Source organism: Paenibacillus sp. 2RAB27 (assembly GCF_052115445.1).
Taxonomy (GTDB): domain Bacteria; phylum Bacillota; class Bacilli; order Paenibacillales; family NBRC-103111; genus Paenibacillus_E.
On the sequence record NZ_JBFRGR010000009.1, the window covers coordinates 58,866 to 71,366 of the forward strand.

Genomic DNA, 12,501 nt, shown 5'->3' on the forward strand with positions numbered 1-12,501 from the left:
AGTATGAAAAAGGAGCTGGTCCATTTCGACGTGGGTGCAGTCTTTATCATTACTCGTTTTTTTCTTGATACGAAAGAAGGAACTTACCTTGCTTCGTGTACACAACCTCAAAAAATTCGACAATACGGGGGAAGATTTGGAAGATTTGATCTCCATCGGGACGATTGGACTGATCAAAGCTATCGAGTCCTTCTCCCCGAACAAAGGGACAAAACTGGCGACTTTTGCAGCGCGCTGTATCGAGAATGAGATTTTGATGCATCTGCGATCGCTTAAGAAGACGAGGAAAGATGTATCTTTGCATGACCCGATCGGAACGGATAAAGAGGGGAATGAGATTACGTTGATTGACATCCTCGGCAGTGAAGCTGACGATGTGGTGGATGCGGTGCAGCTGAAGATTGAGAAGTCGAAGATATATAAAAATTTAGAGATTTTGGATGACCGTGAGAAGGAAGTCGTAGTCGGTCGGTTTGGGTTAGAGCTTGGCGGCGAGGAGCGGACGCAGCGGGAGATCGCGAAGGAGCTGGGGATTTCGCGTTCGTATGTGTCGCGGATCGAGAAGCGGGCGCTGATGAAGCTGTATCATGAGTTTTATAAGGCGAAGAGGTAAAAGAATTGGATCGTATTCTTCATTTATTTGGCATCAAATAATGGGGGCGAAGACAATGACAGCCTTAATCCAGATTGAGCATGTGAGCAAATTTTATCATATGGGCGGCGAAACGATCCGAGCGTTAGATGATATTTCGCTGGATATCGTGCAGGGCGAATTTGTTGCTATTATGGGGCCTTCGGGCTCTGGAAAGTCCACGCTGATGAACATCATCGGCTGTTTGGACGTTTCGGACGAAGGGGTCTACACCMTGGATGGGAAGCAAATTCACGCCATGAAAGATTCACAATTGGCCGAGATTCGGAATCGGAAGATCGGGTTTGTTTTTCAGAACTTTAACTTGTTGCCGAGATTAAGTGCTTATGAAAATGTAGAGCTACCATTGATTTATCGGGGATTATCGAGGAAACAGAGGGAGCCGCTTGTTTTGCAAGCGTTGGAATCGGTCGACTTGCTGGATCGCCGGAAGCACTTTCCTTCGGAGCTTTCTGGTGGGCAGCAGCAACGGGTTGCTATTGCCCGGACGTTGGCTGGTGACCCACCGATCATCTTGGCAGATGAGCCTACGGGAGCGCTGGATTCGAAGACGGGTGTGGAGATCATGGATATTTTCAGGCGGTTAAATGAGGAGGGGCGGACGATTATTGTGATTACGCATGATCGACAGGTTGCGGAGCAGACGAAACGGATTGTGCAGTTTAGGGATGGGCGGTTGGTGCATTGAGTACGGAATGTATTAGTGAAATTTAAACATCAGAATTGATATTACTTACACTGTAAACCCGTTCAAATTGCGCGGGTTTATTCTTGATGTATAAATGTATCATACGAAAAAGTCAGATAAAAATAGTGTGATGATGATCTTTATTAATCAAGGAAAATTATCAACAAGTTCTCTTTCAGCCTTGCTGTAAGCTTCTCGTAGTCCTCAAGGAGGTACTTCAGGTTTTGCCTTTCTTCCTGCTCGCAAGTGGTACGTCCAATGGAACGATGGGATACAGCAAGTAGTAGAGCMGCTTTCTGTAGACTGCTGGAACCGCCGGCACGTTTCATATGCATCCGCCAACCTACTCCTCGCCGGTCTCGACGTTGACCATTGTGTAGCGGTAGGGTCCGCCTTCGCGGACGTCGAAGGAGATGGACTCCAGAGGTGTCGAAGGCACAGGGTGCGGGTGATGGTGAACTCCGGTGCGGATGTGGACATGTTCATGTTCATTATTCGAGTGGCTCGGTGCACATCGACAGGGTCCGCCACTGTGCGTTCGATCAGCCCTGCTCGCTCCAGCACATTGAGGTGCTGGGAGATCGCGGGTGCGCTAATCTCGAAGGGCTCGGCGATCTCCCCGACTGTCGTGGGCCTCTGTGACAGCCTGGTCAGGATGTTTCGGCGTGTCGGATCGGCGAGCGAATATCCTGCTGTTTCATCACTTAGTCCCCGATGAAACGCCGGTACTCCCGTTTGCCCTGCACGGAGCCCACCTACTCCAGAATCTTGTTGTCCGCATCGAATTGCCCGGAGTTTTTGATATAGTATTTATCCTCCATTTCATTGTAAAACAGCATTTTATCTTTTGACATGCAAATTGTTTAAAGAAACCATATCCTTTATTTCATATCCTCACAAAAACAGACCTCTTCCGGGTCCGCTGGAATAAAAGGAGCATCACTCTTTATATTTTCCCGGAGTAACTCCCTCATACTTTTTAAAACTGCGTATCAACGCATTGCTGTTTAAATACCCTACTTTGACAGCCACGTCGGAGATATTGAGTTTTTCGTCCCTTAATAACACTTTCGCTTTTTCTAACCTTACCTTATTGATATAATCCGGCAAGGTTTCTCCGGTTTGTTCTTTGAAGAGCTTGGACATATAACTGGGAGTAATTCCTAGATTTTCTGCAATCATCGCTACATTTAAGGCAACTTCTCCATAGTGGGTGTTAACAGACTCGATGATACTCCTGCTCAATTCGTAGGAACGATTACCGGTTTTTGACTGTATGCGTTTACATACTGATGATAGTGTTTTGGTAATTTCCGCCTGCAGTTCAGCTAGGGTTTCACATACAAACAATTTTTCCACCGGTTCAGCAGCAGATATTTCTTTTACTGTTTTTACTACTGTACTTGCAAGGTCAAACATAAAATACCTTGTCATTTCAGCAGTGGGAGTGCCGTCAATAAAGTTGGAGCGAATAATGTCATCAAGTAATTGCTTTCCTTTTTCAAACTCTCCGGATTTGATGCAATTCACTAATTTTTGCTCTTTTTCACGAGGGTAGAAATAATCTCTGACATTATATTTCAGACTTTGGAAGCTGATGATCTTTCCGTTACCGGCAATCAATTTGTATTCCAGGGCTTCTACGGCTTCCTGATAGGCTTCCTGCATGCCATGGATACCCGTGTGGGCATCGCTGATCGAAACTGTAAGGATCATATTGTAATATTTCCCAAAAAAGTTTTGCAGCTCTTCTGTAATGTTTACCAATTCCTGCACATGATCTACCGCTTCAGGATCCTGCAGGTTCACTAGGAATACTATTTTCTCATCAATCTCTGTAACAAAATTCTTATACCTTTGTCCMAAGAGCTCCTCGAAAACATTGGTGATCACAAAGCTGGGGAGCTTTGACTTCGCTTCAAAATCATCTCCAATCCCTAAGGAAATAAGCTTGCCCTTATCTTCTATGGAGAGGAGCACTACTATAAAATCACTGGATATAAACTGCATGTCAAGAGCGTAAAATGCATTATGATGTACAGATATATTGCCAAACTTCCCTTTTAAAAGCTTATGCAGAAAATCCGCTCTCACAACACTGCTTTGCTGTTTAAGTTTCAGGTTTATTTTTTCCTTTTCTTGAAGAGCATCCTGGATTGCCTCATAAATAAACTGATATTCATTACCGGATCYGTCATAAGAGTTCTTTATTTTCCCATTTTGGACGATACGGATGAGATTACGAACCGGATTATAATTACGCCAGGTAAGTAATACCGATACTGCTCCTCCAAAAATTAAACATAGTATAATGCTTGCAATCATTAATTTTTCTGTAAACTCACTTTTTTCCATCACAATCTCTCGCCGAACAATGGAAACATACTTTAGCTTGGATACATCGGATTTCGTATAGGATATGATTAACGAATCCTTTCCTTGTCCTTTCACCAGCATATTATTGCTATCGTTCAGCTCATCCACCTGTAAGATGTCCGATAAATGAAAAGAAGCAGTCGACGCAAGAATGTTGTTATCTTTGTCTAAAATAAAGATACTTCCATACTGCGCCGATTGTATATTTTGAATCATTTCAGTAAATCGTTCTTTATTTAACAGGATGACGATTGTGGCAAGAGACTTCTCCGAATTTGATATTGGGATTGAACGCATGTAAGCGAGCGCTCCGGAATTCTCACTTGGGTTTGTCTTATTGTCAATTGAGATATATCTGCCGCTGTACGTATTTTGAAGAGTATCTATCCATTGTTCATACCTTATGTCTTTATTGACAAGAAAAGAGTACATATAATTACTCCTTGAAGCTGCTGTTGAAGAAATCACAGCATCCAAGTTTTTAAGGTACACATAAAAATTATCAATGTAGCCATTCGTTATATTCATCCTTTTGAAATCTTTTACGATCTCAGAAACCTCATACTGTTTGTTATTCCAGTTCGTTTCCTGCGAAGTGGCCAGCAATTGAATATCCGGGTTAAAGGCAATATCAAAACTTAAGCGCTCGGCATCCTTTAAGATGTTGTCCATATTCAGCTGAACTTGTTTCAGCATAGCAAGATTTGCCCTGTTTGTTTCTTGCTCAATGGTCCTTACAGTAACAAAATAAACGATTCCAGTGAAAATGATAGGAATTAACAGAATCAAAATATAAGATAAAATTTGGGTGAAAATGATACTATTTCTAGTGTTCAAAACTCTCTTTACGTTCATGAGATCCCCCTCATTATTATGATTAGTGAGTTCGGGTAACAAAATTCCGCACGGAAGGAGGGGACCCGGATCTTCAGCCACATTCGAAGGTTCGTCTCCATGCTCCGCAAGCAGGGAATACCAGTCTTGGAGAGTTTACGTTCCTAAATAGTATACTACAATACATTATAAATGAAATTCCATAATTTTCCCGCAGGCTTTATAAAACCATCTATGGCCTACAACTTGGAGCATGCCCTTCCTGTGCTGCCTGACTGGCGGCACTCCGGCAGTGCCGTAGGAAGCAGACATCGTTAGGCGTTGCACCGTTTTTTGTTTTTGATGATGATTTGCTCAAATTTGATATTGGTTTTGGGGATTTTGAATACGCATTCTGTTGGATGGAGATTGATTTACGGTTGATAGAAATACTACACTTGCCCTAGCAATTGTAATTGTTGATGTAGAGTGAATGCTTGCAGTTAGGTTACAATTGCGTGTGGCAAAAACATGAAACTTATGGGGAGGAAAAAGTGTTGAAAAGTAAAAAGGTTTTTACCAAGATTACTACCGGTTCCCTCTTGATAGCTCTTTTGTCATCTGTGATGATGACAGGATGTGGAGAGGCGGAAAAAGGGGCTGAAACAACGAATTCGACTTCGACGGATACCGCAATAAAATTACCTTTTGAGAAAACGGTAACATTCCGCGTCTGGGATCCCCTGATGAGTACTTCTCTTTCGGTGATGAAGAATTATGCCGAATCCGCACTGAACAAAGAGCTGGAGAAGAGGCTAAATGTTAAGATTGAATATATCCATCCTACAGAGGGCTCGGCGAAAGAACAGTTTAATCTTATGCTTGCGTCCGGCGATATACCGGATTTTATTGTGGGTACCTTTGGAGACTATCCTGGAGGAAGGACAAAAGCCTACGAAGACGGGATACTGGTTGACATCAAGAATGAAATCCCTAAATATGCACCAGATCTTGCCAAAATCTATAAAGCCTATCCTAATTTATTAATGGATGTAGAGACAGAGGATGGAAAGCAGTTTTATGTCCCTTTCCTCAAGGGTGATGAGAGTATCTACACTTTCTTTGGAGGCTTTATGCGTAAAGACTGGTTGAATGATCTGGGACTGCAAGTGCCGGAAACCATCGACGAAATGTATACCGTATTGAAAGCCTTCAAAGAAAAGAAGGGGGCAACCGCGCCTTTTACCGGAAGTGTCGGAAATATTAAAGGGACCTACTTTACCGGAGCATGGGGGATTAGCCAGGATCACTTTATTGAGAATGGCAAGGTCGTATACGGAGCGATTGACCCAAGGTTCAAGGAATATACCAAGACCATGGTAAAATGGTATAAGGACGGTCTATTAGACCCCGAATTGGCTACGAATAATTCCAAGACGATCGATGCCAAAATTACTGGAAATCAAGCTGGTGCAACCGTTGGAAACACGGGTTCAGGTCTGGGCAAATACTTGCCGTTGATGGCGAAGAAAGATCCGAAATTTGACCAGGTCGCCATGCCGTATCCCGTACTTAAGAAAGGTGACTTCAATCCCTTTATGCCGAAGGACGGCCCCACCGTCAGCAACGGTGCATGGAACATTACCAGCACAGCTAAGAAAAATCTGAAGGAAGCACTCGCATTCTTGAATTATGGCTATACGAAGGAAGGATCCATGCTCTATAACTTCGGCATTGAGGGCGTCAGCTATAAGATGGATAATGGGTATCCCAAATATACGGAGCTGGTTACGAATAATCCCAACGGACAGCCTATCGCAACCATGGGAACATTTTATACCCGCGCCTTTAAAGACGGACCCTTTGTACAGGATAGGAGGTATTTTGAACAGTACATGGCGTTGCCACAGCAACAAGAGTCACTTAAAACCTGGACCAAATATGCGGAGCAGGTCACCAAGGCCAATAAAAACTATAGAGGGAATTTGACTCCAGATGAAGTCTCTCAAACCACTACCAAACAAAATGAAATTAATACGTATAAGGATGAAATGTTCCTGAAGTGGCTTATGGGGAAAGAAGATGTGGATGCTACTTGGGATAAATATGTGGAGCAAATCAAAAAGCTAGGTATTGAGGATATCAACAAAGTTAGACAGGGCGCCTATGATCGGTTCATTAAAAAATTCCCGCAGGCATTAAATCCGCAATCGTTTAATATCAGCGACATCTTTGCTAAATAGCATGATTGAAATGGGGGAAGAAATTCCCCCATTTCACCATACAGGGAGGTTCCAATAGTGCCAGAAGTAAAGATGCAGCCGCAACATTTGATATACAACAAGCCAAGCCTCATTCAGGCAATAAAAAAAGATTATAAAAAAAATAAATGGTTGATATTGATGGCCCTGCCCGTAGTAGCCTGGTATATCTTGTTTCACTACGTTCCAATGTACGGGGTCATCATCGCGTTTAAACAATTTAGCCCCGTAAAAGGAATCTGGGACAGTAACTGGGTAGGACTAAAACATTTTCATGATTTCTTTAACAGTATCTCCGCATGGAGAGTCATCCGAAATACCTTATTAATCAATTCCTATCAGCTTATCTTTTCTTTTCCGGCACCTATTATTTTGGCGTTATTGCTTAATGAAATCAAAAGTAAATATTTTAAAAAGACGATCCAAACCGTTACCTATTTACCACACTTTGTTTCAACGGTGGTTATCTGTGGCATGATTATTGATTTTTTCGCAAAAGGCGGCCTGATCAATGATATTATTGCTTATTTTGGAGGCTCTCGAACGATCTTTCTTGTTGAAGCAGGATGGTTTAGGACAATTTATGTAGGTACAGGCATCTGGCAGGGCGTAGGTTGGGGGTCGATTATCTATCTCGCTGCCCTCACCGCTATTGACACGGAGTTATATGATGCGGTAACCATTGACGGAGCCGGAAGGTGGAAACAGTTTGTCCATATCACTCTACCGGGAATTGCTCCCACAATCGTGATCCTGTTGATCATGAATTTTGGCCATATGATGAGTGAAGGATATGAAAAAGTCATATTGCTTTATAATCCCAGTACTTATGAAACAGCGGATATCATTTCATCCTATGTGTACCGACGTGGATTGGTGGAGGCAAATTACAGCTTCAGTGCAGCGGTGGGGCTATTTAACTCTGTAGTGAACCTGATTCTAATCGTAGCAGCAAACTATACAAGCCGTAAGGTTAATGAAACCAGTCTGTGGTAAGGAGTGGAAGGCATGGTTGTCAAAAAGACAGTTGGGGATTACATTTTTGATTCGGTGAATGTTATTTTATTAGCAGCTCTAGCTGTGATAACGGCCTATCCGTTTGTTTATGTTATTTTTGCATCTTTGAGCAGTGCAGATGAGCTTACAGCCCATAGCGGCTTACTTCTGAAGCCATTGGGCTTGAGTCTAAATGCTTATAAAGCTGTGTTAAAAAATCCAATCATTTATACCGGGTATATGAATACCCTCTTTATTGTAGTGGTGGGCACGGCTTACAATATTATGATGACATCCATGGGAGCTTTTGTTCTCTCCAGGAAAGATTTCTTCTGGAGAAAGCCGATTACCATCATGATTGTTTTCACCATGTTTTTCGGTGGTGGGCTGATTCCCAATTTCTTGTTAGTCAAGAATCTCGGTTTAATGGATTCATTATGGGCTTTGATCATTCCCGGAGCAATCGGAACCTGGAATCTGATTATCATGAGAACGGCGTTCCAGGGAATTCCGGACAGTTTGGTAGAATCTGCCCATATCGATGGCGCACATGATTTCACCATCCTATTCAAAATCATTTTGCCACTGGCTTTGCCAACCATTGCCGTTATGGTGCTGTATTATGGGGTAGGCCACTGGAATGCGTGGTTTGGCGCCATGATTTACTTGAGAAATCGGGATTTATGGCCGTTACAGTTGGCGCTGAGGGAAATTCTGATTTCCAACAGTACGGATGAAATGATGTCCGGAACAGTAGCACAGGACAGACAGTCAATTGGAGAAACGATCAAATATGCAACTATTATGGTTGCTACACTCCCTATCCTGGCAGCATATCCATTCTTGCAGAAGTATTTTGTTAAGGGAGTAATGGTTGGAGCGCTCAAAGGTTAAACCTGACAATTATGGCAAGAAGCGAATATATAATGTGGCTGCCATAAGATCAAATACCATCGGATTTTTATCCGATGGTATTTGATCTGGGCAGAGAAAAGTCTTGTCGAAAAATGGCTCAATCTCAACAAAACTCGAGAGTTATTCATCATTCCATGACTTGCCGCCGCCAACAACTAATGTTGAACAGACGCGTTCCGGTTGATGTCAGTAATGGCACGTGTACTTTTAGTTAAGATCAGAACTTCCTTGCGCACCTGTTTAATGGCCGTTTATTAAAACAAGAACTTTACAGAACCAATCGGCTAAACCTAAAATGTGTGCATGGAAGGGAGAGAACATCATGGGGTTGCTGAGAGATATTGTACGAAATCGTAGTCTTTATGTGATGGCATTGCCGGGTATACTTTTTCTCATTTTATTTGCCTACTTGCCGATGGCCGGTCACATTATTGCCTTCAAACAGTTCAGAATTACGGAAGGGATCTGGGGGAGCTCTTGGAACGGTTTCGAGAACTTTAAGTTTCTCTTCGGGGGTACGGAGTGGATCCGGATTACCTTAAACACACTGGGTCTTAACGCGCTTTTTATTATTTTTGGATTGGGGACAGCATTGATCATCTCAATTCTATTAAATGAAATTCGATCGCGGATCTATAAGAAGCTAGCACAGACGTTCATCTTCTTACCGTACTTCGTATCTTGGCTGGTTGTCAGCCTGATGGTGTTCGGATTGCTGAATTCCACGAACGGCCTGGTCAATCTGCAGCTGGAGAAATGGGGTGTGACCGGCGTCGATTGGTACAGCTCGCCTTCGTATTGGCCAGCTATATTAACAATAGTTTCCATATGGAAGTTCGCCGGATACAATTCGGTCATCTTTCTGGCTGCAATCTCCGGGATACCCGATGAGTTGTATGAGAGCTCGACGATCGACGGAGCAAGTCGGTTCAAGCAAATTCTGCATATTACTCTTCCGATGATGCGCCCGACCATCATCATCCTGACATTGCTTGCCATCGGTCGGATCTTTTACGGCGATTTCGGGATGATTTACGGAATTGTCGGGGAGAATAGCCTGCTGTTTCCGACAACAGACGTTATCGATACCTATTCCTACAGGGCTTTGCGCGGGCTTGGCGACTTCGGGATGGCTTCCTCCGTATCGCTCTATCAATCCGTGATGGGCTTGATCACGATCCTCTTTTTTAATTGGATCATCAAATTATACGACCCTGATTCCAAACTGTTCTAGGAGGTGATCTGATTTGAGACGAAAGGTTTATGGACTGAACGATCGCATCCTGAGCATGTCATCGTATCTGATTACAACCATTTTCATGTTATTCTGTTTGATTCCTTTTTGGATGGTCCTTATCGGATCATTTACTGATGAGAATGCGCTTCGCGTTAATGGCTTCCAGATTATTCCGGAAAAACTGAGTTTATTCGCATACCACTTTCTGCTCAATGGAGGACAGGTTTACCRCAGCTATGGCGTTACTATTTCGGTTACGATCCTGGGAACGCTGATTGCGGTACTCATAACTTCTATGTACGCATACGTCCTTTCGCATCGCAAGGTTCGATTTCGCAACACTCTGGCTTTTCTTACTTATTTTACTATGCTGTTCGGATCAGGTTTAGTAGGGTTCTACCTGATGATCGCGAACTGGTATCACCTGAAGGACACGATCTGGGCACTCATCTTGCCTTATGTGCTAAATCCATTTAATACCTTCGTTATGGTCGCGTTCTTCCGGACAACGCCGTACGAGTTGAATGAGGCGGCTACCGTAGACGGAGCTGGGGAATACCGAACCTTTTTCCGGATTATTCTCCCCATCTCCACACCGGTGCTGGCAACCGTTACGCTTTTGTATGCGCTGCAATACTGGAATGATTGGTGGCTGGCTTTGTTATTTATCGACGATGAAACCCTGCACCCATTACAAATTATGATTCGCCAATTGATCTCCAATATTAACGCCGCATCGTACATCCAAGGTTCAGGCACAAGCTATACGCAGGCTATTCCGTCCTATGGTGTACAGCTGGCGACTGTATGTCTGACAATCGGCCCCATCGTTTTATTGTATCCATTCCTTCAACGATATTTTGTAAAGGGATTGACGGTTGGTTCGGTCAAAGGGTAAAACGGCGTTAACCGAATTCGGTTGAGCATACATGCGTGAACAAAAAAGGGAGGAAAAGCAATGAGTTACTTCAAGTCTAAAGAAAAGAGCAGGCTGCTCATGTTCGTTGTCCTGATTCTTGTTTTATCGAGTATCCTATCCGCCTGCAGCGGGAACAACAACGAAGGAAAATCAACAACGAACGGCGGAAATGCCGGAGAAACGGCGGCTAAAGGGAACGGCAGCGGGTCGAAAGCGCTAGACCCTGTTACGCTCAAAATCTATATTCCTGGCGACCGTCCGAAGAAGATGAACGCTGTCATTGCGGAAGTTGAGAAACGGATGGCTTCGACGATCAACGCTAAGCTGGATATTACTTTCATTCCTTGGTCTGATTTAGACAGCAAGACTTCGGTGGCGCTCGCCTCCGGCGAGAGTATTGACCTCATTTTCGACGCGCCATGGCTCCACATGAACAAAATGGTTTCTTCGAACGCTTATGAGCCGCTGGACGAATTGTTGAAGCAGTACGGGCCCAATATCATTAGCACTCGCCCCCAAGACATGTGGGATGCCAACAAGTTTGAAGGCAAGGTGTACGGAATTCCGCTAGGTATCTCGCATTACCAAATCCGTGGCATTTATATTCGCAAAGATTTACGTGAGAAATATGGGTTAGGAAAGATCAAAACCTTCGAGGATTTCAATGCTTATTTGTATAAAGTGAAAGAGAACGAGAAGGGCATGAGTCCTCTTACTACGATGGTAGATACGGACCGGATTACGAATGCTTATAAGTTCAACTACGATCCCGTCTATGACTATAAACAAGAAATCGCACAGCTGTTCCCGTTCCTATACAAGAAAAATAACAACGGCAAAATCTACAACATGCTCGAAGAGAAAGACGCCGGAATTTGGGCAGGCATCCAGAATATGCGCAAGTGGTATGAGGATGGCATCATCAACAAAGATAATTTGGCTGTAAAAAACGAACAGGATCTGTTCATGAACGGTAAAACTGCAGCGATCACCATTGCGGACGTAGGCGTTAAGCAAAATATGCAAGACGCGGTGAAGAAGCTCGGCGGCGAAGTAGAGTGGCTGACGCTGCTAGACCCGTCTCAGAAATACGTTTCCGATTTCAAACAATGGAACTTTATCAGTATTCCAAAGACAAGCAAGAATAAAGAACGGTCCATCAAGTTCCTTGACTGGGCGAATCAGAAGGAAAATTATGATCTGCTTAGTTATGGCATCGAGGGACAAGATTGGGAAGCGGTAGGCAAGGATGGCTATAAGCCGCTTAGTGCGGATTACCCGCTCTTCGGCTACGACTGGATATGGAATCCGACATTGGAACGCTATAATTCTACATTATCAGAAGAAGATTTGAAGTGGTGGAGATGGACGAAAGATTCAAAAAATTTCATCAAATCTGTGGATGCAGGTTTTACATTCAATCCTGATCCGGTCGCCCAGGAAGTGGCGACGCTGAAAGCCAATTCATTCGTCTATCCGATTCTGCTCGGCGGGCTTGATCCCAACAAAGGGATGGAGGAATTCAAATCTAAGTTAGGCAACACGCTTAAAAAAGTTCAAGACGAGTATCAAAAACAACTAGACGCTTATATTTCCCGTCATTAAGCTAACTGCAGGCTGCTATCGCGCCCGAAGCTGTAACTG

10 protein-coding genes and 1 pseudogene are annotated in these 12,501 nt (G+C 43.6%); 8 read left to right on the forward strand and 3 right to left on the reverse strand.

What is annotated here, in order from left to right; translation table 11 throughout:
- Positions 1 to 34: 34 nt before the first annotated feature.
- Both sigK and AB4114_RS15010 read left to right on the forward strand, forming a co-directional pair.
- The gene (gene sigK / locus AB4114_RS15005; protein WP_441989154.1) at positions 35 to 613 is read left to right on the forward strand and encodes an RNA polymerase sporulation sigma factor SigK; all 579 of its coding nucleotides are present in this window, start codon (positions 35 to 37) and stop codon (positions 611 to 613) included.
- Between the two features lie 55 nt (positions 614 to 668).
- Entirely contained in the window at positions 669 to 1,340 is a 672-nt protein-coding gene (locus AB4114_RS15010; RefSeq protein WP_441989155.1) for an ABC transporter ATP-binding protein, read from the forward strand.
- Positions 1,341 to 1,483: 143 nt separating this feature from the next.
- On the opposite strand, the gene AB4114_RS15015 is transcribed toward AB4114_RS15010, so the two are convergent.
- The 3 genes and pseudogenes from AB4114_RS15015 to AB4114_RS15025 form a co-directional block, all read right to left on the reverse strand.
- Positions 1,484 to 1,675 carry a hypothetical protein gene (locus AB4114_RS15015; RefSeq protein WP_441989156.1) on the reverse strand — a complete coding sequence of 64 codons (192 nt, stop codon included), beginning with the start codon at positions 1,673 to 1,675 and terminating at the stop codon, positions 1,484 to 1,486.
- Between the two features lie 196 nt (positions 1,676 to 1,871).
- Positions 1,872 to 2,150 (reverse strand): annotated as a pseudogene (locus AB4114_RS15020) (metalloregulator ArsR/SmtB family transcription factor); the annotation flags it as partial.
- A gap of 129 nt (positions 2,151 to 2,279) precedes the next feature.
- Positions 2,280 to 4,571 carry a helix-turn-helix domain-containing protein gene (locus tag AB4114_RS15025; protein WP_441989157.1) on the reverse strand — a complete coding sequence of 764 codons (2,292 nt, stop codon included), beginning with the start codon at positions 4,569 to 4,571 and terminating at the stop codon, positions 2,280 to 2,282.
- 515 nt (positions 4,572 to 5,086) lie between these two features.
- Between AB4114_RS15025 and AB4114_RS15030 the strand changes: the two genes are divergently transcribed.
- The 6 genes from AB4114_RS15030 (at position 5,087) to AB4114_RS15055 (ending at position 12,462) form a co-directional block, all read left to right on the forward strand.
- Positions 5,087 to 6,772, forward strand: coding sequence for an extracellular solute-binding protein (locus AB4114_RS15030; protein WP_441989158.1), 1,686 nt, complete (start codon positions 5,087 to 5,089; stop codon positions 6,770 to 6,772).
- A 72-nt stretch (positions 6,773 to 6,844) separates the two neighbouring features.
- A complete protein-coding gene (locus tag AB4114_RS15035) occupies positions 6,845 to 7,786 on the forward strand; it encodes an ABC transporter permease (protein ID WP_441989289.1) in 942 nt (313 codons plus the stop codon).
- Between the two features lie 12 nt (positions 7,787 to 7,798).
- On the forward strand, positions 7,799 to 8,680 hold the full coding sequence (locus tag AB4114_RS15040; protein ID WP_441989159.1) for a carbohydrate ABC transporter permease: 882 nt from the start codon (positions 7,799 to 7,801) through the stop codon (positions 8,678 to 8,680).
- A gap of 343 nt (positions 8,681 to 9,023) precedes the next feature.
- On the forward strand, positions 9,024 to 9,935 hold the full coding sequence (locus AB4114_RS15045) for an ABC transporter permease (RefSeq protein ID WP_441989160.1): 912 nt from the start codon (positions 9,024 to 9,026) through the stop codon (positions 9,933 to 9,935).
- A 13-nt stretch (positions 9,936 to 9,948) separates the two neighbouring features.
- The gene (locus tag AB4114_RS15050) at positions 9,949 to 10,836 is read left to right on the forward strand and encodes a carbohydrate ABC transporter permease (protein WP_441989161.1); all 888 of its coding nucleotides are present in this window, start codon (positions 9,949 to 9,951) and stop codon (positions 10,834 to 10,836) included.
- 60 nt (positions 10,837 to 10,896) lie between these two features.
- Positions 10,897 to 12,462, forward strand: a complete 1,566-nt coding sequence (locus tag AB4114_RS15055) for an extracellular solute-binding protein (RefSeq protein WP_441989162.1) — start codon at positions 10,897 to 10,899, stop codon at positions 12,460 to 12,462.
- The last annotated feature ends 39 nt before the right edge of the window (positions 12,463 to 12,501 follow it).

Coding starts and splice junctions, on each gene's coding strand:
- AB4114_RS15040 (WP_441989159.1), top strand. CDS start 7,799: ATGGTTGTCAAAAAGACAGTTGGGGATTACATTTTTGATTCGGTGAAT.
- AB4114_RS15055 (WP_441989162.1), top strand. CDS start 10,897: ATGAGTTACTTCAAGTCTAAAGAAAAGAGCAGGCTGCTCATGTTCGTT.
- AB4114_RS15035 (WP_441989289.1), top strand. CDS start 6,845: ATGCAGCCGCAACATTTGATATACAACAAGCCAAGCCTCATTCAGGCA.
- AB4114_RS15045 (WP_441989160.1), top strand. CDS start 9,024: ATGGGGTTGCTGAGAGATATTGTACGAAATCGTAGTCTTTATGTGATG.